This window comes from Nocardioides silvaticus (assembly GCF_003160695.1).
Taxonomy (GTDB): domain Bacteria; phylum Actinomycetota; class Actinomycetes; order Propionibacteriales; family Nocardioidaceae; genus Nocardioides; species Nocardioides silvaticus.
Genome location: NZ_QGDD01000007.1, coordinates 107,309 through 130,665, shown reverse-complemented (window position 1 = coordinate 130,665; position 23,357 = coordinate 107,309). Strand labels below are relative to the sequence as shown.

24 protein-coding genes are annotated in these 23,357 nt (G+C 72.2%); 8 read left to right on the top strand and 16 right to left on the bottom strand.

Annotated elements, in window-relative coordinates:
* Positions 1-59 precede the first annotated feature (59 nt).
* From DJ010_RS15610 to DJ010_RS15600, 3 genes are all read right to left on the bottom strand, one after another.
* A complete protein-coding gene (locus DJ010_RS15610; protein ID WP_109695405.1) occupies positions 60-614 on the bottom strand; it encodes a NuoB/complex I 20 kDa subunit family protein in 555 nt (184 codons plus the stop codon).
* A gap of 13 nt (positions 615-627) precedes the next feature.
* On the bottom strand, positions 628-984 hold the full coding sequence (locus DJ010_RS15605; RefSeq protein WP_109695403.1) for an NADH-quinone oxidoreductase subunit A: 357 nt from the start codon (positions 982-984) through the stop codon (positions 628-630).
* Positions 985-1,178: 194 nt separating this feature from the next.
* Positions 1,179-1,868 (bottom strand): demethylmenaquinone methyltransferase, encoded by a 690-nt coding sequence (locus tag DJ010_RS15600; RefSeq protein WP_109695401.1) that lies wholly within the window; start codon positions 1,866-1,868, stop codon positions 1,179-1,181.
* A 108-nt stretch (positions 1,869-1,976) separates the two neighbouring features.
* Between DJ010_RS15600 and DJ010_RS15595 the strand changes: the two genes are divergently transcribed.
* The 3 genes from DJ010_RS15595 to DJ010_RS15585 all read left to right on the top strand — a co-directional run bounded on the left by DJ010_RS15595 (position 1,977) and on the right by DJ010_RS15585 (position 4,929).
* Positions 1,977-2,918, top strand: coding sequence for a L,D-transpeptidase family protein (locus tag DJ010_RS15595; RefSeq protein WP_109695399.1), 942 nt, complete (start codon positions 1,977-1,979; stop codon positions 2,916-2,918).
* A gap of 527 nt (positions 2,919-3,445) precedes the next feature.
* Positions 3,446-4,033 (top strand): carboxymuconolactone decarboxylase family protein, encoded by a 588-nt coding sequence (locus DJ010_RS15590; RefSeq protein ID WP_109695397.1) that lies wholly within the window; start codon positions 3,446-3,448, stop codon positions 4,031-4,033.
* Positions 4,034-4,035: 2 nt separating this feature from the next.
* Positions 4,036-4,929, top strand: a complete 894-nt coding sequence (locus DJ010_RS15585; RefSeq protein ID WP_211318821.1) for an RNA polymerase sigma-70 factor — start codon at positions 4,036-4,038, stop codon at positions 4,927-4,929.
* A 7-nt stretch (positions 4,930-4,936) separates the two neighbouring features.
* On the opposite strand, the gene DJ010_RS15580 is transcribed toward DJ010_RS15585, so the two are convergent.
* The gene (locus DJ010_RS15580; RefSeq protein WP_109695394.1) at positions 4,937-5,560 is read right to left on the bottom strand and encodes a hypothetical protein; all 624 of its coding nucleotides are present in this window, start codon (positions 5,558-5,560) and stop codon (positions 4,937-4,939) included.
* A 30-nt stretch (positions 5,561-5,590) separates the two neighbouring features.
* Positions 5,591-6,229 (bottom strand): MBL fold metallo-hydrolase, encoded by a 639-nt coding sequence (locus tag DJ010_RS15575; RefSeq protein ID WP_109695392.1) that lies wholly within the window; start codon positions 6,227-6,229, stop codon positions 5,591-5,593.
* Positions 6,230-6,281: 52 nt separating this feature from the next.
* On the opposite strand from DJ010_RS15575, the gene DJ010_RS15570 reads away from it, so the two are divergent.
* Complete coding sequence (locus DJ010_RS15570; RefSeq protein ID WP_109695390.1) at positions 6,282-7,112, top strand: NAD(P)H-binding protein; 831 nt, start codon at positions 6,282-6,284, stop codon at positions 7,110-7,112.
* Between the two features lie 12 nt (positions 7,113-7,124).
* Here the strand turns inward: DJ010_RS15570 and DJ010_RS15565 are convergent, their stop codons facing one another.
* From DJ010_RS15565 to DJ010_RS15550, 4 genes are all read right to left on the bottom strand, one after another.
* Complete coding sequence (locus DJ010_RS15565; protein WP_109695388.1) at positions 7,125-9,002, bottom strand: cation:proton antiporter domain-containing protein; 1,878 nt, start codon at positions 9,000-9,002, stop codon at positions 7,125-7,127.
* Between the two features lie 71 nt (positions 9,003-9,073).
* The gene (gene menD / locus DJ010_RS15560; protein ID WP_109695386.1) at positions 9,074-10,684 is read right to left on the bottom strand and encodes a 2-succinyl-5-enolpyruvyl-6-hydroxy-3-cyclohexene-1-carboxylic-acid synthase; all 1,611 of its coding nucleotides are present in this window, start codon (positions 10,682-10,684) and stop codon (positions 9,074-9,076) included.
* Positions 10,681-11,631, bottom strand: a complete 951-nt coding sequence (locus tag DJ010_RS15555) for an o-succinylbenzoate synthase (RefSeq protein ID WP_109695384.1) — start codon at positions 11,629-11,631, stop codon at positions 10,681-10,683. The genes menD and DJ010_RS15555 overlap by 4 nt, the downstream gene beginning before the upstream one ends.
* Positions 11,628-12,641: an AMP-binding protein gene (locus DJ010_RS15550; RefSeq protein WP_245927612.1), complete on the bottom strand. Its 1,014-nt coding sequence runs from the start codon at positions 12,639-12,641 to the stop codon at positions 11,628-11,630. Before DJ010_RS15550 ends, DJ010_RS15555 begins: the two co-directional genes overlap by 4 nt.
* An 89-nt stretch (positions 12,642-12,730) precedes the next feature.
* Between DJ010_RS15550 and DJ010_RS15545 the strand changes: the two genes are divergently transcribed.
* From DJ010_RS15545 to DJ010_RS15535, 3 genes are read left to right on the top strand one after another with little or no spacing between them, the layout of a single operon-like run.
* A complete protein-coding gene (locus DJ010_RS15545) occupies positions 12,731-14,110 on the top strand; it encodes an MFS transporter (protein ID WP_245927611.1) in 1,380 nt (459 codons plus the stop codon).
* A gap of 27 nt (positions 14,111-14,137) precedes the next feature.
* Positions 14,138-15,418, top strand: coding sequence for an MFS transporter (locus DJ010_RS15540; protein WP_109695382.1), 1,281 nt, complete (start codon positions 14,138-14,140; stop codon positions 15,416-15,418).
* An 11-nt stretch (positions 15,419-15,429) separates the two neighbouring features.
* Positions 15,430-16,311, top strand: coding sequence for a 1,4-dihydroxy-2-naphthoate polyprenyltransferase (locus DJ010_RS15535; RefSeq protein WP_109695380.1), 882 nt, complete (start codon positions 15,430-15,432; stop codon positions 16,309-16,311).
* A gap of 113 nt (positions 16,312-16,424) precedes the next feature.
* Here the strand turns inward: DJ010_RS15535 and DJ010_RS15530 are convergent, their stop codons facing one another.
* The gene (locus tag DJ010_RS15530; protein ID WP_109695378.1) at positions 16,425-16,685 is read right to left on the bottom strand and encodes a DUF4229 domain-containing protein; all 261 of its coding nucleotides are present in this window, start codon (positions 16,683-16,685) and stop codon (positions 16,425-16,427) included.
* Between the two features lie 78 nt (positions 16,686-16,763).
* Here DJ010_RS15530 and DJ010_RS15525 point away from each other — a divergent pair, with 78 nt between their 5' ends.
* Positions 16,764-16,982 carry a hypothetical protein gene (locus DJ010_RS15525; protein ID WP_109695377.1) on the top strand — a complete coding sequence of 73 codons (219 nt, stop codon included), beginning with the start codon at positions 16,764-16,766 and terminating at the stop codon, positions 16,980-16,982.
* Positions 16,983-17,360: 378 nt separating this feature from the next.
* Here the strand turns inward: DJ010_RS15525 and ccsB are convergent, their stop codons facing one another.
* From ccsB to hemL, 6 genes are all read right to left on the bottom strand, one after another.
* Positions 17,361-18,359 (bottom strand): c-type cytochrome biogenesis protein CcsB, encoded by a 999-nt coding sequence (gene ccsB, locus DJ010_RS15520; RefSeq protein WP_109695673.1) that lies wholly within the window; start codon positions 18,357-18,359, stop codon positions 17,361-17,363.
* Positions 18,360-18,366: 7 nt separating this feature from the next.
* Positions 18,367-19,956, bottom strand: coding sequence for a cytochrome c biogenesis protein ResB (gene resB / locus DJ010_RS15515; protein ID WP_245927609.1), 1,590 nt, complete (start codon positions 19,954-19,956; stop codon positions 18,367-18,369).
* A complete protein-coding gene (locus DJ010_RS15510) occupies positions 19,953-20,732 on the bottom strand; it encodes a cytochrome c biogenesis CcdA family protein (RefSeq protein WP_109695375.1) in 780 nt (259 codons plus the stop codon). The genes resB and DJ010_RS15510 overlap by 4 nt, the downstream gene beginning before the upstream one ends.
* Positions 20,725-21,207 (bottom strand): TlpA disulfide reductase family protein, encoded by a 483-nt coding sequence (locus DJ010_RS15505; protein ID WP_245927607.1) that lies wholly within the window; start codon positions 21,205-21,207, stop codon positions 20,725-20,727. Before DJ010_RS15505 ends, DJ010_RS15510 begins: the two co-directional genes overlap by 8 nt.
* Positions 21,208-21,296: 89 nt before the next feature.
* Positions 21,297-22,010 (bottom strand): histidine phosphatase family protein, encoded by a 714-nt coding sequence (locus DJ010_RS15500; RefSeq protein ID WP_109695371.1) that lies wholly within the window; start codon positions 22,008-22,010, stop codon positions 21,297-21,299.
* The gene (hemL, locus tag DJ010_RS15495) at positions 22,011-23,342 is read right to left on the bottom strand and encodes a glutamate-1-semialdehyde 2,1-aminomutase (RefSeq protein ID WP_245927605.1); all 1,332 of its coding nucleotides are present in this window, start codon (positions 23,340-23,342) and stop codon (positions 22,011-22,013) included. It abuts the gene before it with no gap.
* Between the last annotated feature and the right edge of the window lie 15 nt (positions 23,343-23,357).

The window sequence follows — 23,357 nt, the reverse complement described above, 5'->3', positions numbered from 1 at the left end:
CTCGTCGGGCACCTCGCTCTTGCCGGTGCGGTCGACGCCGTCCTTGGACTTGTCGTCGGTCACCGCAGGAGGCCCTTCATGTCACCGGTGGGCAGGGCGACCAGGCCCTCGGCCTCGAGCTCGCGGATCTGCGCCTGGCGGTTGGCTCCGAGCGGGGTGCCCTGCACCTTGTCGTGCAGCTTGAGGATCGCGTCGATGAGCATCTCCGGGCGCGGCGGGCAGCCCGGCAGGTACATGTCGACCGGGACGACGTGGTCGACCCCCTGCACGATGGCGTAGTTGTTGAACATGCCGCCGCTGCTGGCGCAGACGCCCATCGCGAGCACCCACTTGGGCTCGGCCATCTGGTCGTAGATCTGACGGAGGACCGGTGCCATCTTCTGGCTGACACGGCCAGCGACGATCATCAGGTCGGCCTGGCGCGGGCTGGCGCGGAAGACCTCCATGCCGAAGCGCGCGAGGTCGTACTTCGGGCCGCCGCTGGTCATCATCTCGATGGCGCAGCACGCGAGGCCGAAGGTGGCCGGCCAGAAGCTGGCCTTGCGGAAGTAGCCGGCGACGCCCTCGACCGTGGTCAGCAGGACGCCGCTCGGGAGCTTCTCTTCGAGACCCACAGGTTGTTCCCTCTCAGTCCCACTCGAGCCCGCCGCGACGCCAGACGTAGGCGTAGGCGACGAAGACGGTGGCGATGAAGACGACCATCTCGATCAACCCGAACCAGCCCATCGCGTCGAAGTGCACGGCCCAGGGGTAGAGGAAGATGATCTCGATGTCGAAGACGATGAACAGCATCGCGGTGATGTAGTACTTCACCGGGAAGCGGCCGCCGATCGCCTGGGGCGTCGGCTCGATGCCGCACTCGTAGGAGTCGAGCTTGGCGCGGTTGTAGCGCGCGGGCCCGACGAAGGCGCTCATGACGACCGAGCCGACCGCGAACAGCGCGGCCAGGGCGGCCAGCACCAGTACCGGCGTGTAGAGCTCCAACTGCCTCCCCTTCCCGTGCGCCGGGCCCTGTCCGGGAGGGCCCGATCGTGATCTTGTGAAAGGAATCACGAGTGGCGTGAGGCACATACTGCCACCACGGGACGCGAACCGCACAAGGGGGGCGGAACGTTCGTAACCCGCCGCTGACCTGCGGATTTACCCCACGAGGACGTGCCCTAAATCATGGTCCGTGGTCACGCGGTGGCGCGGTGCAGGGCGACGATGCCGCCCGAGAGGTTGCGCCACTCGGGAGCCGCCCAGCCCGCCCGGGCGATCATCGCCGCCAGCCCGGCCTGGTCGGGCCAGGCGCGGATGGACTCGGCGAGGTAGACGTAGGCGTCCGGCGAGGACGACACGGTCTTGGCGATCGCCGGCAGCGTCTTCATCAGGTACTCGAGGTAGACCGTGCGCCACGGCGCCCAGGTCGGGTGGCTGAACTCACACACGAGCAGCCGGCCGCCGGGACGGGTCACCCGACGCATCTCCGCAAGACCCTCGAGCGGGTCGACGATGTTGCGCAGCCCGAAGGAGATGGTGACCGCGTCGAACGTGTCGTCGGCGAAGGGCAGCTTGGTGCCGTCGCCCGCGGTGAACGGCAGGTGCGGGAGCTGCTTCTTGCCGACCTGCAGCATGCCGATGGAGAAGTCGCACGGGACGACGGTCGCGCCGGCATCGGCGAACGGCTGGCTCGAGGTGCCGGTGCCGGCCGCGAGGTCGAGCACCCGGTCGCCGTACGACGGGTCGACGGCCTCCAGCACCTCCCGGCGCCAGCGCCGGTCCTGGCCGAAGGACAGCACGTCGTTGGTGATGTCGTAGCGCTTCGCGACGGCGTCGAACATCCGCCGAACGTCGGCGGGTTGCTTGTCGAGTGCTGCGCGGGCCACCCCGGAAGCGTAGGGCTTGGCGGATCTTCGCAACCAAACGGGCCGTCGATGCGTCAACCCGGTACACACCGAGAAACGCACCACCCACGACCCCACAAGGATCCCGCCATGTCTCCCCGGACCGCCCTCCGCCGCTCCGCCATCGTCGCCGTGATCGCGGCGCTGCTGTGTGGCCTCGCGTACGGCGTCGGCTGGGCCGCCCAGGAGGGCAACCTCCCCTGGCAGCAGCGCCCCGCCGACTCCGCCGCGAACGACTCCGCCCCGTCCGCCACGGACCGTCCCGACAGCCACCGACCGGAGGAAGGGCCGTCCCAGCCCGCCGACGAGCCGGACGAGCCCACGGAGCCGGAGCAGGAGAAGCCGGAGCAGCCGGAGCAGCCGGAGCAGCCGACGGAGCCCGCCCTCCAGCCCGGACCCACCCTGCTCGCGCCCGGCGACGAGGGCGCCGACGTCCGTGACCTGCAGGCCCGGCTGGCCCAGATCGACTGGTTCGACGCCGACGTCACCGGCTACTACGGCGACGTGACGGCCGAGGCCGTGCGCGGCTTCCAGGCCAAGCGCGAGATCCCGGTCACCGGCGAGGTGGACCAGCGCACGCTCGACCGGCTCTACGCGATGACGACGAAGCCGACCCAGGCCGAGCTGACCAACCAGCCCACCACCAACACCCCGGGCGCGCTCGACCCGCGCTGCGAGGTGGGCCGGGTGCTCTGCATCGACAAGACCAGCCGCACCCTGCGCTGGGTCGTCGACGGCAAGGTCGTGAAGACGATGGACGTGCGCTTCGGCGGCGAGTACACGCCGACCCGCGAGGGCGAGTTCAGCGTCTTCCAGAAGAGCCGCGACCACGTGTCGAGCCTGTACGACACCTCGATGCCGTTCGCGATGTTCTTCTCCGGCGGCCAGGCCGTGCACTACTCCCCCGACTTCGCGGCCAACGGCTACAACGGCGCCTCCCACGGGTGCGCCAACATCCGCGACTACGACGGGATCGCCTGGCTGTACGACCAGGTCCAGATCGGCGACAGGGTCATCGTCTACTGGTCCTGACCTCAACGGTCGTCGAGCAGGAGCGAGCGCGGCAGCACCCGGTCGTCGAGCAAGAGCGAGCGCAGCAGCACCGGTCGTCGAGCAGGAGCGAGCGCGGCAGCACCCGGTCGTCGAGCAGGAGCGAGCGCAGCAGCACCCGGTCGTCGAGTAGGAGCGAGCGCAGCGAGCGACGTATCGAGACGCCGCAACGACTGCATCCGCCAGCGTGCCGCGTCTCGATACGTCCTCGCGCCAGAGCGCTCGGACTACTCGACGACCAACCGGCGCGCGGACTACTCGACGACCAACCGGCGCTCGGACTACTCGACGACCAACCGGCGCTCGGACTACTCGACGACCAACCGGCGCTCGGACTACTCGACGACCAACCGGCGCTCGGGCTGCTCGACGACCAACCGGCGCTCGGGCTGCTCGACGACCGACCGGCGCTCGGGCGGCTCGACGACCGGGAGCTGTCACATCCTCCGCGGATGCGGTGTCTCCATGTCGTCACGACGAAGAGACACCGCAACCGAGGAGGACCAGTCATGAGTGAGACCCGCATCCCCGCCGCCGAGATCACCGGTTTCAAGGGCGCTCTGCTCAAGCGGATGATCAAGAAGACCCTCGGCCAGGTGCCGACGTCGGTCGGCGTCTACTGGCACAACCAGAAGGTGCTGATGGCGATGGGCGGCCTGGGCGGCAAGCTGAAGAAGTGGGACGCCTGCGACGAGGGGTTGAAGACCTTCGCCCACATGGCCGTCGCCTCCTACATCGGCTGCACCTGGTGCCTCGACTTCAACTACTTCGAGGCCCGCAACAAGGACATCGACCTGGACAAGGCCCGCGAGGTCCCGCGCTGGCGCGAGTCCGACGTCTTCACGCCGCTGGAGAAGGACGTGATGGCCTACGCCGAGGCGATGAGCTCGACGCCGGTCACCGTCGACGACGCGATGGTCGCGAACCTGCGCGAGCAGCTCGGCGACGCCGCGATGGTCGAGCTGACGGCGGTCATCGCGTTCGCGAACTTCACCACCCGGCCCAACGTCGCGCTCGGCATCGAGTCCGACGGCTTCGCCGCCGCGTGCGGGCTCAAGCCGCTCGCCGAGCCGTCCGTCGCCGCCGTACGGTCGTGACCGTGACCCCGTCGTCGGTCGACCCGTTCGTCGAGCACCGCAACCTGCTCTTCACCGTCGCCTACGAGATGCTCGGCTCCGCGGCCGACGCCGAGGACGTCGTGCAGGAGAGCTGGTTGCGGTGGGCCGCCAGGAACGAGGAGAGCGACCGGGACGAGGTGCGCGACCCGCGCGCCTACCTGGTCCGCATCGTCACCCGGCAGTCGCTCAACCGGCTGCGCTCGCTGTCACGCCGGCGCGAGGACTACGTCGGCGAGTGGCTGCCCGAGCCGTTGCTGACGGCGCCGGACGTGGCCGAGGACGTCGAGCTGGCCGAGAGCGTCTCGATCGCGATGCTGACCGTCCTCGAGACGCTCGGACCGGCCGAGCGGGCCGTGTTCGTGCTGCGGGAGGTCTTCGACACGCCGTACGACGAGATCGCGGAGGCGGTCGGCAAGTCGCCGGCCGCCGTGCGGCAGATCGCGCACCGGGCCAAGGAGCACGTCGCCGCGCGGCGACCCCGGATGCAGGTGAAGATCGACGAGCAGCAGGCCGCTGTCGAGAGGTTCCTCGCGGCGGTCCGCGGCGGCGGCATCGACGACCTGCTCGCCGTGCTCGCACCCGACGTGGTGCTGGTGGCCGACGGTGGCGGGATCGCCAACGCGGTCCGCAAGCCGGTGCACGGCGCCGACCGGGTCGCGGCCTTCCTGGGTACGGCGAAGCGGCTGGCCCTCGAGTTCACCAGCATGCCGATCTCGCTCAACGGCCTGCCGGGCGCGCGGCTCGACGTCCCCTTCGACGGCTCGACCACCGCGCTCAGCTTCGTCGTGGAGGACGGTCGGATCACGCACATCTACGCGATGCGCAACCCGGAGAAGCTGCAGCGACTGGGCGAGGAGACCCCGTTGCAGCGGTGAGCGGCGCTCAGCTCAAGCCGGCCTGGGTCGCGACGTCGGCGGCCAGGTCGGCGGTCTGCTGGGTGTCGAGGCCGCCGGCCTCGTAGACGTTGATCGTGCGGCCGCCGGCGACCAGCTGGCACTGCACCTGGAACGGCGGGCCGCCCTCGGCCTTGGCCTGCGACTGGTACTGGGCGAAGCAGACGGCGTCGCCGTGGCGGACGTACTCGCCCTGGGTCTCGGAGTTCGCCGACATCTCCGGCGGCACCGGCGGGCCGGTCTGGATGAACAGCCCGGACTCGCCGTTGTAGATCGTGACCGCCACCCGCACCTGCTCGTCCGGCGTCGCGTAGACACCGACCGCGCTGTCGGTGTCGAAGCTGTCGGTCAGCTGCTCGCCGCCGTACGCCTCCACGTCCTCGAACAGCGGAGCCAGCTCCTGGTTGAGGGAGGTGTAGCGCACGAGCGCGCCGTCGAGGAGGTCCTCGGGCAGCAGGTCGGTCGCGGGCGTCCCGCTGACGTCGGACTGCTCGGTGCCGCCCCCGTCGGGTTCGTCGCCGGTGACCTCCGGGAGGCCCACGGCGAACCCGACGACGCCGGCGAGGAGGGCTGCACCGGACGCGGCGCCGACCAGGGTGGAGCGAAGAGGCATCCGGCCATCATGCCGGTCCGGGTCACGGCCTCACAGGTCGGTGCCCTCGGCGAGACGCACGTAGTCGAGACCGGCCTCGCCGAGGAAGCGCCCGAAGTGGCTGTCCGCGACGCCGAGTCCGGCGTCGGAGTAGATGCGGTCGTGGATCGCCACGTTGCGGGGCGCGCCGACCGACCGCGCGAAGTCGATGCCCTCGGAGACCTTCATCCACGGCGCGCACACCGGCGCGAGCAGCACGTCGACCGGTCGGTCCGGACCGGTCAGCGCGTCGCCGGGGTGGAAGACCGTGGTGTCACCCAGCGTGAGCAGGTAGCCGCTGTTGTCGAACCGCGGCAGCTCGGGGTGGATCACTGCGTGCAGCTCGCCGACCGCTCGCACCGGGATCCCGCCGATCGACAGCTCCTCTGCCGGCGTGACGACGGTGACCCGCTCCGCCAGGTCGGGCGCGCCCTCGCGGATCTGCGCAGCGACCGCCTCGATCGTGTAGACCGCCGCGTCGCTGCGCCGCAGCTGCTCCGGGTCGTAGTGGTCGGGGTGCTCGTGCGTGATGAGCACGGCGTCGGCCCCGTCGATCGCGCCGTGGCCGGTGAAGACGCCGGGGTCGAGGACCAGCACCGTCCCGTCGTGCTCGACCCGCACGCAGGAGTGCCCGAGCTTCGTCAGTCGCATGGGCCCACGCTAACGACGGAATCAACGCCGCAGCTGCCCGGTTGAGGCCGGCATGATCGCCATCACCGGAGCAACGGGAGCCGTCGGCGGCCGGGTCGCCCACCTCCTCGCCGACCTCGCGCCGCGCCTCGTCGTCCGGGACCCGTCCCGAGCCCCGGACGTGGGCGGCGAGGTCCGCACCGCGTCGTACGACGACCGCGCCGCTGCCGTGTCCGCGCTCGACGGCGTCGCGACGCTGCTGCTCGTCTCGGGGTCGGAGTCGGCGGACCGGCGGGCCCAGCACCGCACGATGGTGGACGCCGCCGTGGCGGCCGGCGTCGGGCACGTCGTCTACACCTCGTTCGTCGGCGCCGGACCGGACGCGACGTTCACCCTCGGCCGCGACCACGGTGACACCGAGCAGGCGATCCGCGAGAGCGGGCTGGCGTTCACCCTGCTCCGGGACAACTTCTACCTTGACGTGCTGCCGTACTTCGCCGACGCGAACGGCGTCATCCGCGGCCCGGCCGGCAGCGGGCGGATCGCGGCGGTGGCGCGGGCGGACGTGGCCGACGTGGCGGCCGTCGTGCTGCGCGAGCCGGAGGCGCACGCCGGCGTGACCTACGACCTCACCGGCCCGGAGTCGCTGACGATGACCGACGTCGCGGCCCGCGCCGGCGCCGCTCTGGGTCGCGACCTGCGCTACGAGGAGGAGACCCTCGAGGAGGCCTACGCCTCCCGCCGCGCCGCCTACCCCGACGCCGCCGACTGGCAGCTCGACGCCTGGGTCAGCACCTACACCGCCGTCGCCGACGGCTCGGTCGCCGGGATCAGCGGCGACGTCGAACGGGTCACCGCCCATCCCGCGCGCACGCTCGAGCAGACGCTGGGCCCGGCCCGGTAGGCCGGCTGCCGATCAGCCGGTCACGTGGTGCACGAAGCACCAGCGCCAGTCCTCGCCCGGCTCGACCGAGCGCATCACCGGGTGGGTGGTGGCGCGGAAGTGGGCGGTGGCGTGGCGGTGTGGCGAGGAGTCGCAGCAGCGGATCTCGTGGCAGGTCAGGCACATCCGCAGGGCGACCCAGCGGCTGCCGATCGCGACGCAGTCGACGCACTCGAGCGCGCCGGAGGGGTCGGCGAGGGCGATCGACTCGAGGTGCTCGCACAGGTCGCCGGGTGTTCTGCGCACGCGTTCTGCCTCCACGTCTGCTCGCTCCTGATCCGCGGCGTCCAGCATGGACTCCTCGATGTCGAGCATGGCCAGCACGTCGCTGACCACCTCCGAGGGGACCGACCCGGTCGAGCGGATCTCCAGGACCCGGGCCCGCTCGGCCTCGATCATCTCCTCCCGCAGCCGCGCGTAGAGGGCGGCGGGGCTCTCCTCCCCGGCCGTGGTGCCCAGCCGCTCCCAGGCGGCGAAGTTGCGCTGCTCGGTGCGCTGCTTGATCAGCGCGGCGACGCCGTACGGGTCGTCCTCGGCGTCGACGAGCTCCGCCAGCCGCGCGTGGCCGGCCTTCGAGGCCTGCTGCAGCAGGGTGGCGCGCGCCAGCGCGTCGTCCATCGGGTCCGGTGGCGGCACGTTCAGCCGGCGCGCCAGCCAACCCAGCGTCGTGCCCTGCAGCAGCAGGGTGCCGGCGACCACGGTGAACGCGATCATCAGCAGCACCTCCCGGTGCGGCACCGACTCGGGGATGACGAATGCGGCGGCGAGCGTGACCACCCCGCGCATCCCGGCCCACCCGATGAGGAAGGTGTACGACGCCGGCGGCCGCTGTCCCGTCAACGGATCCGGTCCCGGCCGGATCAGCAGGTAGCGGGCAGGGAACACCCACACCATCCGCAGCACCACCACCGCGCCGAGGGTCGCGAGGCAGGCGCCCACGATGGTGCCGGTCGGCAGCGTGCTCGCCCGGACCTCGTCGATCAGCCACCGGGCCTGCAGACCGATGAGCAGGAAGACCGTGTTCTCGAGCATGAACGCCAACGTGCGCCAGTTCATCCGCTCGGCGATGCGTGACTGCGCGGTCTGCACGATCGGCGCCTTGTGGCCGAGCAGCAGCCCGGCGACGACCACGGCGACCACGCCGGACGCGTGGATCTCCTCCGCGGCCATGTAGGTGGCGAACGGGACCACCAGCGAGATCCCGGTGTCGAGCACCGGGTCGGTGACGTGCCGGCGGATCTTCGCGACGAGCACGAACCCGGCGATGCCGATCAGCAGGCCACCGCCCGCGGCGAGCAGGAAGTCGAGGCCGATCTCCCAGGCCGGGGCCATCGCCGCGGCCGAGCCGATGCCGGCGATCGCCGTGCGCAGCGCGACCAGTGCGGTCGCGTCGTTGAGCAGCGACTCGCCCTCGAGGATGGTGACGATCCGGCGCGGCAGCCCGATCCGGCGGCCGATCGCGGTGGCCGCCACCGCGTCGGGCGGCGCGACGACCGCCCCGATGGCGAACGCTGCGGGCCAGCCCACCTCCGGCAGGATCGCGTGCACGAGCAGCGCGACGCCGGTCGTGGTGAACACGACCAGGCCGACGGACAGCAGCAGGATCGGACGGCGGTTGGCGTTGAAGTCGACGAGCGAGGTGCCGAGCGCCGCTGCGTAGAGCAGCGGCGGCAGCAGCCCGATCAGCACCACCTCGGGCTCGAGGTGGACGGTCGGGACGCCGGGGACGTAGGAGCCCACCCATCCGACGACGATCAGGGCGATGGGGGCGGCGACCCCGAGGCGGCCGGCGATCGCCGTGACCGTGAGCACGGTGACGGCGATGGCCACCAGTAGCAGCGGGATCTCCACGGGCTCATTCTCCCTGGCGGGCGGTGGACCGGTGGATGGGTGGTGCGCGCCGAGACGGGCCGGGTCCTGGCTCAGGTCTCCTCGGCCAGCGCGCGGATCCGCCGGTCGAGGTCGCGGCGACCGGTGCGGTCGACGACGGCCTCGACGACCTCGATGCCGCCGTTGGGGCTGGCCAGCGCCTGGTCGAGCTCGGGGCGCGACGTCACCCGCAGGTGCGGGGTCCGGGTCGCCGCGCAGAGGCTGCCCAGGTCCACGCCGTGCGGCGTGCCGAACAGCCGCTCGAACGCCGCCGCGTGCTCGGGCGCGCCCTGCTCCAGCATCGAGAAGATCGCGCCGCCGTCGTCGTTGACGACGACGATCGTCAGGTCCGGCCGCACCTCCTCGGGCCCGAGCACCAGCGAGGACTGGTCGTGCAGGAACGTCACGTCGCCCATCAGCGCGATCGACCGGGGCGCGGACGAGTGCCCCTCCGCCCGGCTGATCGCTGCACCGATCGCGGTGCTGATGGTGCCGTCGATGCCGGACAGGCCGCGGTTGGCGATCACCTTCCGCCGCTCGCCGACCGGTGCCGGCGGTTGCATGATGTCGAGGTCGCGGACCGGGCTGGAGGCGCCGACGACGAGCAGGCTCTCCGCGGGCAGGGCGGCCGAGACGGCAGCGGCGACGTCGTACGGCGTCAGCGCGGGCTCGTCCGCCAGCAGCCGGTCGATCCGCCGGCCGAGCTCGCGGTCGGCCACCCGCCAGCGGTCGGACCAGTCGGAGCCGTCGGGCTCGGGCGGCCCGGGGAACCCGTCGAGCACGGTCGACCCCGGCGGCCGCACCGGCCACACACCGCGGCCCGGGACCACCAGCACCTCGACGTCCGCGCGCGCGAGCAGCCGGCTCACCGGACGGGACAGCGTCGGCCGGCCCAGGACGACGACCCGCTCGATCTCCGCACCGAGGGCGGTGGCGAGGAGGAGGCGGTAGGTGCGCAGCGCCTGGGTCCCGCGCCGCGCCCCGCTCGACGGCTCCGCCAGCAGCGGCCAGCCCGCCCGCTCGGCCAGGAGGCGGGCCCGGGGTCCGGCGTCGTCGCCCGCCACGACGACGGTGCGGGGTCCGGCGGGCAGGAGGTTGACGGGCAGCTCCGGCGGGTTGTCGGGCACTGCAGTGGCCGACAACCCTGGGGAACCCCCGGCCGACCGGGGATTCCCCGCCGGGTCGACCAGCGGCTCATCCAGCCGCACGTTCACGTGCAGCACGCCATCGGCGTCCCACGGGACGGCGTCGAGGTCGGCGGGCGTGGCGACGTCGTAGGTCGGGACCAGGGGGCCGAAGATGCCGACCTGGTCGGTCGTCTGGTTGGCGCCGGTGCCCATCAACCGGGCGGGCCGGTCGGCGCTGAGGACGACGAGGGGCACGCCGGCGTGGGCCGCCTCGAGCACGGCGGGGTGCAGGTTGGCGACGGCGGTGCCGGAGGTGCACATCACCGCGGCCCGGCTGCCCGCCTTCGAGAGGCCGAGCGCGAGGAAGGCCGCCGAACGCTCGTCGATGCGGGTGTGCAGGTCCAGCCCGCGCTGCCAGGCGGCGAAGGCGAGCGGCGCGTTGCGCGAGCCGGGCGACAGCACGACGTCACGGACACCCTGGGTGCCGAGCCGGTCGACGACCGCCCGGCCGAGCTCGACGCCGCTGATCCCGCTCACGACCGACCATCCTGCTGCAGCGCCCGGACCTCGGCGAGCCGGGCCTCCCAGTGCGCCACCCGGTCGGACGGTGCCGCCACCCGGTCGAGGGCGCCGGCGTCGATGACCGGGCGGAGGACGGGCAGGGCGCCGTCGACCGGCAGCAGCGGGTCGGCGACGACGTCGTCGGTCAGCAGCTGCACGGTCGCGAGCCCGCAGGCGTAGGGAAGCTCGGGCAGGGCCGCGGCCAGCGCGACGCCGGCCGCGATCCCGACGGACGTCTCGAGCGCGGAGGACACCACGACCGGCAGGCCGATCTCCTCGGCGATCCGCAGGCAGGCGCGGACCCCGCCGAGCGGCTGCACCTTGAGGACGGCGACGTCGGCGGCCTCGAGGTCGCGGACCCGGTAGGGGTCCTCGGCACGGCGGATCGACTCGTCGGCCGCGATCGGCACGGAGACGCGACGGCGGACGGCGGCCAGGTCCTCGACCGAGGGCGACGGCTGCTCGACGTACTCGAGTCCGCCGGCGGCCCGGTCCAGCGCTCCGATGGCCGCGACCGCGTCGTCGACCGACCAGGCCCCGTTGGCGTCGATCCGGATCCGGCCGTCAGACCCCAGGGCGTCGCGCACCGCCTCCAGCCGGGCCCCGTCGTCGGCCAGCACCTGCCCGGGCTCGGCGACCTTGACCTTCGCGGTCCGGCAGCCGCCGCGGGTGACGATCGCGTGCGCCGTGGCGGGGTCCACCGCGGGCACGGTGACGTTGACCGGCACGGTGTCGCGGACCGCCGCGGGCCAGTCCCCCACCGCGGCCTCCTCGGCGCAGCGCAGCCACGGCTCGGCCACGCGGGCGTCGTACTCGAGGAACGGGCTCCACTCCCCCCACCCCTCCGGTCCCTCGACCAGCGCGGCCTCGCGCACGGTCACGCCGCGGAACCGGGTGCGCATCGGGATCGAGACGACCCTCATCGGGCGCGGTCCTCGTGGAGCGCGAGCAGCCCCTGCCGGTCCGGCTTGCCGTTGGCGAGCAGCGGGACCTCGTCGAGGGCGACGAGCTGGCGCGGCGCCCAGGCTCGCGGGTGCACCTCGGCGACCCAGTCGCGGGCCGCGTCGAGGCCGAGGTCGCCGACGACGAACGCGACGACCCGGTTGCCCCACTCCTCGTCCGGCACGCCGAGGACCTCGGCTGCGGCGACGGCGGGGTGCTCGCGCAGCCGCGTGGCGACCGCGACCGCGGGCACGTTGACGCCTCCGCTGACGACGACGTCGTCGACGCGGCCGAGCACCCGGAGCAGGCCGTCCTCGTCGAGGGTGCCGGCGTCGGAGGTGAGGTACCAGCCGTCGACCAGCGTCCGCGCCGTGAGCTCCGGGTCTCCGACGTACTCCTGGAAGAGCGTCGGCCCGCCGATCCGGATCCGGCCGCCCTCGCCGATCGCGACGGCCACGCCGTCGAGCGGCAGGCCGTCGTAGACGCAGCCGCCGGCGGTCTCGGCGGCGCCGTACGTCGCGACCACGTGGATCCCCGCCTCGGTCGCACGCTGCCGCAGGGCCGGGTCGATCGGGCCGCCGCCCAGCAGCACGGTGTGCGCCCGTCGCAGCGCGTCCGCCGCGCCGGCGTCGTCCAACAGCCGGCCCAGCTGGGTCGGCACCAGCGAGACGAACCAGCCCTCGTCGTCGGGCCAGCCGTCGCGCTCCAGCCATACCGGGTCGCGCCCGGCGACCAGCGAGCGGACCACGACCTGGACGCCGGCGACGTACGTCGGCGGCAGCGCGAGCACCCAGCGACCCGTTGCGCCGAGCCGTCGGGCAGAAGCGGCCACCGAGGCGAGCACGGCGTCCCGGGTGAGGGCGACCCGCTTAGGCGCGCCGGTCGAGCCGGAGGTCGCCACGACCAGGCGCACGTCGTCGGGCCCGTCGAGCCAGGTGCGGACCTGGTCGACCACCTCCGGCGCGGCGTCCTGCGGGGACCAGAAGCTCACGGGACAGCAACCTACTGGCGGCCGTGACGCTGCCGGAACCCGCCGTAAATCGATGGCGGCTGTCGGTGGCGAGGTGTGGAATCTGCGGAGTGACGACCACCCTCTCGGGCGAGCGGCGGGGCTTCTTCCGACGTCTCATCCCGCCCACGCCGCTCTCGCGTCGACTGGCGACGCAGTCGATGCTCTTCTCGACCGGCGAGGGCACCTTCCTCACCGGGAGCGCGGTGTTCCTGACCCAGGTCGTCGGCATGAGCGCGGCCCAGTCCGGCCTGGCGCTCACCATCGTCGGCGTCGCCGAGTTCCTCTTCGCCTACCCCGCCGGCCGGGTCGTCGACCGGCTCGGCCCGAAGCGGATGTGGGCCGGCAGCACCGTCGGCCGGGCCGCCTGCTTCGTCGCGCTGCCGTTCGTCGACGGCTTCGGCCAGTACATCGCGGTCGGCGTCGTGTTCGCCGTGTTCGGGTCGCTGGGCGGTGCCAGCCACGGGGCCTACATCCTCGACGTGCTCAAGCCCAAGGAGCGCGTCGAGACCCAGGCCTACATGTACTCCTCTCTCAACCTCGGCTTCACCCTCGGTGCCGCCATCGGTGGCGTCGCGCTCGCGACGGGGAGCCTGACCGTCGTCCAGTACACGCCCTTCTTCGCTGCCGCCCTGATGCTGGCGAACGCCTACTGGGTGACCCGGCTCCCGGCTGCGCCCCACGACCTGCGGGTCGCCAGCGGCGAGCAACGCGAGCGCCCACCCGGCCCGAGCGCCCACCGCAACGTCGGCTGGATCCTCACCAACTTCTGCATCGGCGTGCTGTGGACCAACCAGGTGCTGCTCAACGTCGTCATCCCGCTCTGGCTGGTCGAGGCGACCGACGCGCCCCACGTGCTGCTGGCCTGGCTGTTCGGCACCAACACGGTGCTCTGCATCTTCCTGCCGGCCTACACCTCCAAGGGCGTGCGGACGATCGACGACGCCCTGCGCTACGCGTGGGTCTCGACCGGGTTCTTCGTGGTGTCGTGCCTGATCACGATGTACACCCACTCGACCGTCGGGTTCGTCACGGTCGTCCTGGTCTGGCTCGGCCACGTCACCGTGACCGGCGCCGAGCTGGCGATCTCGGGCGCGACCTGGGCGATCCAGGCAGAGCTGATGGACCCGCGCCGGCGCGGCGACTACCAGGGCGTCGAGGAGGTCAGCCGGGCGCTCGGCGGCCAGTGGGCCCCGTGGCTGTTCACCGGCTTGGCGATGTCGTGGTTCGCCGAGGGCCGTGGGTGGCTGATCATCGCCGGCGTCATCGTCGTCGCCACGATCGGCCTCGGCCCGTCGGTGCGGATGGCCGAGCGGTTCCGGGACCGGCACTTCCCGGTGCAGCCGGAGGACGACGACCGGGCGGGGAATCCCCGGTCGACCGGTGACTCACCAGGGTTGACGGGCATTGCAATGGCCGACAACCCCGGGGAGTCCCCGGTCGACCGGTGATTCCTCGCCTCACCTAGACTTATCTTGATGTCAAGAGATCTCCTCGCCCGCGTCACCCGACTGGCGGGTCCCACCTCGCTGGTCCGCCGGCTGTCCGCCCAGTCGGTGCTGTCGGCGTTCGGTGACGGGGTGTTCCTCACGGGCAGCGCGGTGTTCTTCACCCAGATCGTCGGGCTGTCGGCCTCCCAGGTCGGACTGGGCCTGACGATCGCGGGGGTCGCGACGTTCGCGCTCGCCGTACCGCTGGGCAAGCTGAGCGACAAGTACGGCGCCAAACGGGTCTGGGCGCTCGCGTCGCTCGTCGAGGCGGTGGTCTACCTGGGGTGGCTGGCGATCGGCGACATGCTCACGTTCGTCGTCATGCTCATCGGGCTCGAGCTGGTGTCGACGGCGAGCCGGTCGGCGCGCAACGCCTACCGGTTCGACGTCTTCCCGCGCGAGGAGCGGGTCCGCTCCAACGCCTACTTCCGCGCCGCCCGCAACGTCGGCTACACCCTCGGCGCGCTGCTCGCGGGCATCGCGCTCGCGACCAACAGCGACGACGTCGTCCGGACGGTGCCGGTCATCACCGCCGGCCTGCTGCTGCTCAACGCCGCGCTCGTCGCGCGGCTGCCGCGCGCCCTCCACCACGTCGGGACCGAGCCGCTGCTCGAGGTCGCGGTCGAGGCGGTGCTCGAGGGCAAGGACGGTCGCAGCGCGCTACGCAACCGCGCGTACCTCGCCATGGCGATCCTCGGTGGCGTCCTCTCCACCCACCAGGTGCTGCTCAACGTCGTCATCCCGCTGTGGCTGGTCGAGGAGACCGACGCGCCGCGGGTGCTGATCGCGTGGCTGTTCGGCACCAACACCGTGATGGCGGTCCTGCTCCAGGTGGCGGCGGCGCGCGGCATCACCACCGTCGCCGACTCCCTGCGCGCCCAGCGCCGCGGGGCCTTCTTCTTCGTGGTGTCCTGCGGCATCGTGGCCGTCACCCACGACACCGTCGGCTGGGTGACGATCGCGCTGGTCTGGCTCGGCCACGTCACCGTCACCGGCGCCGAGCTGTTCCAGTCCGCCGGCGAGTGGGGCCTGCAGGCCGAGCTGTCCGACCCGGAGCGGCGCGGCGAGTACCAGGGCGTCTCCCAGCTCGGCTTCACCCTCGGGTCGGTCTGGGCGCCGGCGCTCTACACGTTCCTCTCGATCTCGTGGGGCACGCCGGGCTGGATCGTCATCGGCGCGATCGTGGTCGTCGCCGCCGCGCTCATCCACCCGGCAGCGAGGGCGGCCGAGCGCCACCTGACGCGCCTGGGGATCGAGCAGCCTGCTTGAATCGCTGCATCATGGCGACTCCCGGACAATGGCTGCAGGGCGCCCGTCCGCGCACCCTCCCGGCGGCGGTCGCGCCGGTGCTCGCGGGCACCGGCGTGGCGACGTACGACGACGAGCTGGTCGGGTGGAAGGCGCTGCTGGCGCTCGTGGTCAGCCTGGCGCTGCAGGTGGCGGTCAACTACGCCAACGACTACTCCGACGGCATCCGCGGCACCGACGACGAGCGGGTCGGTCCGCTGCGGCTGGTCGGTTCCGGGCTCGCGACGCCGGGAGCGGTGAAGCGGGCCGCGTTCCTCGCGTTCGGCGTGGCCGGTGCCGCCGGGCTGGTGCTCGCCGCGACGACCGCGTGGTGGCTGGTGGCGGTCGGCCTGCTGTGCGTGGTCGCGGCCTGGTACTACACCGGCGGGTCGAAGCCCTACGGCTATCTCGGCCTGGGCGAGGTCATGGTCTTCGTCTTCTTCGGCCTGGTCGCCGTGGTCGGCACGACCTACGTCCAGACCGAGGAGTGGGGCGACTCCGGCTGGACCGCCCTCGTCGCCGGCGCCGGCGTCGGCGCGCTGGCCTGCGCGATCCTCGTCGCCAACAACCTGCGCGACATCCCGACCGACACCGTGGCCGGCAAGATCACGCTGGCGGTGCGGCTCGGCGACCGCCGTACCCGTGTCTTCTACGCGCTGCTCGTGGCTCTCGCGCTTGCCGCGCTGGTCGGCGTCGCCGTGCTGGCCACGCCGTGGGCGCTGCTCGGCCTGCCGTTCCTGGCGCTGGCCGTCCCCGCCACCCGGACCGTGCTCGCCGGTGCCGCCGGTCCGGGACTGATCCCCGTGCTCCAGCAGACCGGGCTCGCCGAGCTGGTCTGGGCGCTGGGCTGTGCGGTGGGGCTCGTCGCGGGGTAGGTCCCGGACGCCTGCGTGGAATACCCGGTCGACCGGGTGTTCCGCGGGTTGTCCGCCTCTGCAATGGCTGACAACCCGTGGGATACCCGGTCGACCGGGTATCCCGCGCCCCGTCAGTCCGCATCCTCCTTGGACTTCTGCGCCTCGAACCTCTCCGCGGCCTTCGCGGCCCGGCCCTCGACCTTGGCGGCGAACGCCTCGCGCTGGCGCTCGAGCAGGAAGTACGAGCCCACGCCGCTGACGACGAAGGCGATCACGATGACCCACAGGACGGGCACGTCACCGGTGATGAGGAACCAGAGCCCGAAGACGATGGCGAACGTCCCGACGAACAGGCCGAGCCGCAACAGGGTGTAGGTCCAGAACTCCTTCACGGTTCCAGGGTAGGTCCCGCGGGACCAGTGTTCTCAATCCGTGACCTCCGCCTACCAGGGACGATCTACCCTGGAGGCGTGGGCAAGTTCCTCCTGGTCGTCCTGGTGTTCGCAGTGGTGACCTACCTCGTCACCCGGGCGCTGCAGCAGCGCGGCCCGGGCGAACGCCCGACCCTCCAGCGGCCCAAGCCACCCCGCCGCCCGAGCCCGCCGCCGCGGATGGTGGCGCCGGACGACGACGAGGACTTCCTCCGCGACCTCGACCGCAAGCGGCTCAACCCGCCGGACGACGCGTAGTCCGTCCGACGACGCGTAGTCCGTCCGAGGACGCGTAGCCCGTCCGAGGACGCGTAGCCCGTCCGAGGCACGAGGACGGGCTACGAGATCGTCCGAACATCGAGTAGCGACCGCGAGCGAGGAACGAGCTCGCGACGTCGCGTATCGAGATGCCCGCACCCGACCGCCGGCCGTCCCCAACGGCACTGGGCACGTCGCCGCGTCTCGATACGCCGCCGCTCGTCCCTCGCGGCGGCTACTCGACGACCAAGGGCCCGTCCCTCGCGGCGGCTACTCGACGACCGGATACCGCGCGTTTCTCGCGGCGGCTACTCGACGACCAGGGACTCGTCCCTCGCGGCGGCTACTTGACGACCAAGGGCCCGTCCCTCGCGGCGGCTACTCGACGACCAGCAGGACCGCCGGAGCCTGCAGCGCGTACGCGTGCTGGCTGCTCGTCGAGAAGTAGTTGATGCCGATGAAGTTGAACCACAGCGTGGCGAGACCGACGAGGGCGAGGATCGCGGCGTTGCGGCCCTTCCAGCCGGCGGTCGCGCGGGCGTGCAGGTAGCCCGCGTAGACGACCCAGGTGATGAACGCCCAGACCTCCTTGGGGTCCCAGTTCCAGTAGCGCGACCATGCCTCGTGCGCCCAGATCGGGCCGGTGATGAGCACGGCGAAGGTCCACACCGGGAACGCGAAGGCGTGCACCCGGTAGGCGAGCTTGTCGAGCGCCTCGAGCCCGGGCACCCGGGCGAGGAACCCGGTGGCGCCCTCCTCGGGCTCGCCGGCGCGCATCTTGACCAGGTACATGATCGAGGCGAAGCCGCCGAGGGTGAACGCGCCGGTCGCGATCACCGCGGACACGACGTGGATGACGAGCCAGTAGGAGTTGAGCGCCTCGGTCAGCGGCTGCACCGGCTCGTGCAGCCAGATCACGGCCACCATCAGGACGGTCAGCACGAAGCCGACGACGATCGGCGCCATCCAGTCGAGGCGGAACCGGCGGTAGAGCGCGAGGTAGCCGACGGTGACGACGAAGGTGCCGGAGACGGTGAACTCGTACATGTTGCCCCACGGGACCCGATTGGGGTCCGCGGCCATGCCGCGGCCGACCAGGGCGACCAGGTGGGCGGCGGCCGCGATGCAGATGGTGAGGAAGCCGAGCCGGTTGAGGAACGCGACCCGCTCCTCCGGCGTACGACGACCGGCGGGCGCCTCGCTGACGGCGGGCGTCTCGCTCTCCCCACCGACGGCGACGGCCTGCTTGACCTCGTTGGCGGCCGGCTGTCGGAGTGCAGCCCACTCGGCCAGGTGGACGATCAGCGCGACGAAGTAGACCAGCCCGGCCGCTGCCACGGCCTGGTTGCTCAGGGTCTCCCATGCACCGTCGGACACGTCCACATCACTCCTTCTTGAGTGCGGCGACCAGGTCGGCCAGCACCTCGTCGAGCTCTCCGTTGCCGGACCGGTCCAGTCCCGCGACGTCGACCACGGTCATTGTCCCTCCTCCGCCCCCGGCTGCCCCATCCCGGGTCACGGTCCGGGCCCGCACCCAGATCCGTCGGGGCCGGATGAACAGCGACCCGCAGAGCCCGATCAGGGCGAGCACGACGCCCAGCAGCGCGACCTCCTTGCCAGGGGTCTGGCTGATCTGGACGCGGATCCACGGGTCGACGCGCTCGAAGGTGACCGACCCGAGCCCGTCGGGCAGCTCGACGGTCTCGCCGACCGAGAGGTCGAGCCGGAACGGCTTGCCGTCCTCGCCCTCCAGCTGGGTGGCCTTGTCCTTGTCGAGCACGTAGACCGACTGCGAGGTCCCGTCGTCGAGGCCGAGGTCGCCGGTGTAGACGAGCATCGAGACCAGCGGCTTGAGCGCCTCGGGGAACACCGAGACCGGGTCGCCTTCGTAGAGGTCGAAGGTCGGGTAGAAGAGCCCCTCGAGCCCGATCTGCTCGGGCTCGGCGGTCGGCGCCTTGATCACTCCGAAGGAGACGAACGAGGAGTCCTGCGGGAGGAACACGGTCGGCCCGGTCCATGCGACGTTGCCCTCGCCGTCGCGGACCGTGATCACCGGCGCGTAGCCGTGGCCGATGAGGAAGACGTCGGTGCTGTCGATGGAGAGCGGGTGGTTGACGCGGAGGTCGTACTCCTCCTGCGGTCGGTCGCCCTCGCGGTAGGAGATCCCGGCCTCGAAGCCTCGTGCGGTGCCGGCGCCCGACCCGCTCCGCAGCCAGTCGACCTCGAAGCTGTCGACGGTGAAGTCGAAGTCGTCGAGCTGCTCGGGGGTGAAGAGCCCGCCGGGGTCGAAGTCGTCGTACTGGGTGAGGCTGTTGCCGAACGTCGAGCCCTGCACCAGGATCACGCCGCCCTGGTAGCCGTAGAGCCCGCCGATGCCGAAGCCGGCGAGCACCACCAGCACCGAGAGGTGGAAGAGCAGGTTGCCGGCCTCGCGCAGGTAGCCGCGCTCCGCACTGACCGAGTCGGCCGGCCCGTCGGCGGGGTCGACCGCCCGCAGCCGGTGTCGCTTCCCCAGGACGGCGCGGGCCCGGTCGAGGACCTCCTCGGGCGCCAGGTCGGTCTCGTAGGAGACGTGGTCGGCGAGCCGGGTGAGGTGCCGCGGCGTGCGCGGCGGCTGCGCGCGGAGCGCCCTCGCGTAGACGAACAGCCGCGGCACGATGCAGCCGACCAGCGACAGCACGAGGAGCAGGTAGATCGCCGAGAACCAGATCGAGTCGTAGACCGAGAACAGGTCGAGCTTCTCGTAGATCGGCGTCAGGTCCGGGTGCTCCTCCTTCCACCGCGTGACCTCGAGCGCGTCGACCCCGGTCTGCGGGATGACCGATCCGGGGATCGCGGCGAGGGCCAGCAGCAGCAGGAGCACCAGTGCGGTGCGCATAGAGGTGACCTGGCGCCACACCCAGCGCAGCAGCTCGCGTGCGGTGAGCTCGCCCCGACCGACCGGGCGCTGGTCGGTCTTGTCGTCGACGCTCACAGCGCGGTCTCGCCGTACTCGACCATGCGCAGCTGCACCCACTGCACCAGGTGGTCCCACCAGCCGAAGACCATCGCCAGGCCGAGCGCGACAAGGAACGCCCCGCCGATCCGCATCACCCAGACCTGGTGACGCCGGACCCAGGCGACGGCGCCGAGGGTACGGCGGTAGGCGAGCCCGGCGACGATGAACGGGATCCCGAGCCCGAGCGCGTAGCACAGCGACAGCAGCGCGCCGCGGGTCGCGGTCGCGTCGGAGTAGGTGAGGTTGACGATGACGGCGTACGTCGGGCCGATGCAGGGCGTCCACCCGATGGCGAAGAGGGCGCCGATCAGGGGCGCGGCGCCGAGGCCGACCGCCGGCAGCTTGTGGATCCGCCAGTCCCGTTGCAGCCACGGGACGACGCCGGAGAACACCAGGCCGAGCACGACGAGGAGGACGCCGAGCCCGATCGTGACCTCGTCCTGCCAGCTGCGCAGCCACACCCCGACGCTGCCGAACGCGGCGCCGACGAGCACGAAGACCACCGCGAAGCCGAAGACGAACAGCAGCGAGCCCGCGAGCATCCGGCCGCGCGGCGCCTTGCGGCCGCTGTCCTTGTTGTCGACGATGTCGGCGAGGTCGGCGCCGGAGAGCCCGGTCGCGTAGGAGAGATAGCCCGGCAGCAGCGGGATCACGCACGGTGAGAAGAAGGAGACCAGGCCGGCGACGAGGGCGACGGGTACGGCGAGGCCGAGCGACCCTGCCGCGGCCTGGCTCTGGAACCACTCACCCATCGGAGGCCTCGCCGAGCAGGTCCTCGACCAGGGTCACCAGCGTCGTCTTCGAGGAGATCTCGCCGCTGATGAGCGCGGCCACGCGCCCCTCGCGGTCGAGGATCGCGGTCGAGGGCATCGACGCGGGTCGGTAGCGGCCGAAGTGCGCCAGGGTGACGCTGCCGGGGTCGTAGATCGAGGGGTAGTCGACCCCGCGGTCGCGCTCGAACGCCGCGGCGGTCTCGGGCGCCAGGTCGCGGATGTTGATGCCGACGAACTCGGTCTCGTCCGCGGGCAGCTCGTCGGCGGCCTCGACGAGCAGCGGCATCTCCGCGCGGCAGGGACCGCAGCCGGACCACCACACGTTCACGACGACGACCTGGCCGCGGTAGTCGGCGAGGTCGACCGTGCCGCCGTCGACCGTGTCACCCTCGAGCGTGACCGGGTCGCCCCGGTCGGTCGCCTCCACCTCGGTGACGTTGCCCTCGCCGGGCACGTAGTCACCGTCACCGGTGCTCAGGACGTCGGTGCAGCCGGTGAGGAGGAGCGCCGCCGCGAGGGCGGGCGCGATGCGGCGGACGATGCTCAGGGCCCGGGCTCCCCGTCGTCGTCGAGCGCGCCCTCGGGCCGCTTGTCGACCGGCGCGTCACCGGCAGAGAACGGCGCCGAGCGGTCGCTCTTCGGGATCAGGTCGATCGCCGGCTCGTGGTAGCTGACCTGGGTGAGCCGCTCCTCGGTGAAGTGGAACGACGTCACGGAGCAGAGCGTGCACTGGCGACGGCGCGGGTCGTGCAGGAACGACCGGCGCTCGACGTGCAGCCGCGTGGTCCAGATCGGAAGCTGGTGGGACACGATCGCGCCCTCGTGGCCGGTCGCCTCGCGTCGTACGTCGTGGACGGCGGCCATCATCCGCTCGACGATCTGCCGGTAGGGCTCGCCCCACGACGGCTTGAACGGGTTGTAGAGGTAGCGCCACAGCAGCGGGTTGCGGAGCGCGTTGGTGCCGCGGCCGAAGGTGAGCCCCTCGAACCGGTTGGTCGACTCGATGACCCGCTCGTCGATGCCGATCTCGAGCCCGAGCTTCTCGGCGAGCGGCGCGGCCGTCTCGCGGGCGCGCTCGAGCGGCGAGCTCCGCACGACGGTGATGTCGCGCGAGGCCAGCGAGGCCGCCGTCTTCTCGGCCATCTGACGGCCGAGGTCGGAGAGGTGGAAGCCGTCGCGGCGGCCGTAGAGGATGCCGTCGGGGTTGTGGACCTCACCGTGCCGGACCAGGTGGACGACGGTGTCGGGCGTGGCCATTCAGGAGCCTTCCTTGATGGTCGAGCTTGTCGAGACCGCAACCGCGGCCGCCGCCTCCGCTGCTGCGGGGAGCGCGTCGAGCACGGCCTGCACGGCCCGGTCGTCGTGGGCGGCGGACACGAACCACGCCTCGAACGCCGACGGCGGCAGGTGCACGCCCCGGTCGAGCATGGCGTGGAAGAAGGCGCCGTAGGCCTTCACGTCGGTCCGGGACGCGCCGGCGAAGTCGGACACCGGCTCGTCGGTGAGGAACACCGAGAACATCGACCCGGTCGACTGGATCACGTGGGGCAGGCCGGCCGCGGCGAAGGCGCCCGCGACCCCGGCCTTCAGCGTCTCGGCGACGGTGGCGAGGCGGTCGTAGACCTCGGGCGTCGCGAGCCGCAGGGTGGTGAGTCCGGCCGCGGTGGCGATCGGGTTCCCGGACAGGGTGCCGGCCTGGTAGACGGGACCGTCGGGCGCGAGAGCGCCCATGACGTCGGCGCGGCCGCCGAACGCCGCAGCGGGCAGCCCCCCGCCCATCACCTTGCCGAACGTCATCAGGTCCGGCTGCCAGCCCTCCACGGCGCCGTCGGTGCCCCACTGCCCGCTCGCGGAGACCCGGAAGCCGGTCATCACCTCGTCGCTGACGAAGAGGGCGCCGTGCTTGCGGCAGGTCTCGGCGAGGAACGCGTTGAACCCGGGCGCCGGCGGCACCACGCCCATGTTGCCGGGGGCGGCCTCGGTGACGAGGCAGGCGATCCGGTCGCCGTGCTCGGCGAACGCCGCCTCGACCGCGGCCCGGTCGTTGTAGGGCAGCACCAGCGTCAGCGCGGTCGACGACTCCGGGACGCCAGGGGTGCCCGGGATCGAGAAGGTGGTGAGGCCGGACCCGGCCGACGCGAGCAGCGCGTCGAGGTGACCGTGGTAGCAGCCGGCGAACTTCACGACCACGTCGCGGCCGGTGAAGCCGCGGGCGAGCCGGATGGCCGACATCGTCGCCTCGGTGCCGGAGGACACCAGCCGGACCTTCTCGACCGGGGTGCGCGCGATGATCTCCTCGACCAGCGCGACCTCGCCCTCCGTCGGCGTGCCGTACGACGTCCCGCGGGCCACCGCCGCCTGAACGGCGGCGACCACCTCGGGGTGGGCGTGGCCGAGCAGCATCGGTCCCCAGGAGCAGATGAGGTCGACGTACTCGTTGCCGTCGACGTCGGTGAGCCAGGCGCCGTTCGCCGAGGCGATGAAGCGCGGGGTGCCGCCCACGGCGTTGAAGGCGCGGACCGGCGAGTTCACCCCACCCGGCGTCACGGCGCGGGCGCGGTCGAACAGCTCCTCCGAACGCTGGGTCACCGCCTCATTGTCGCT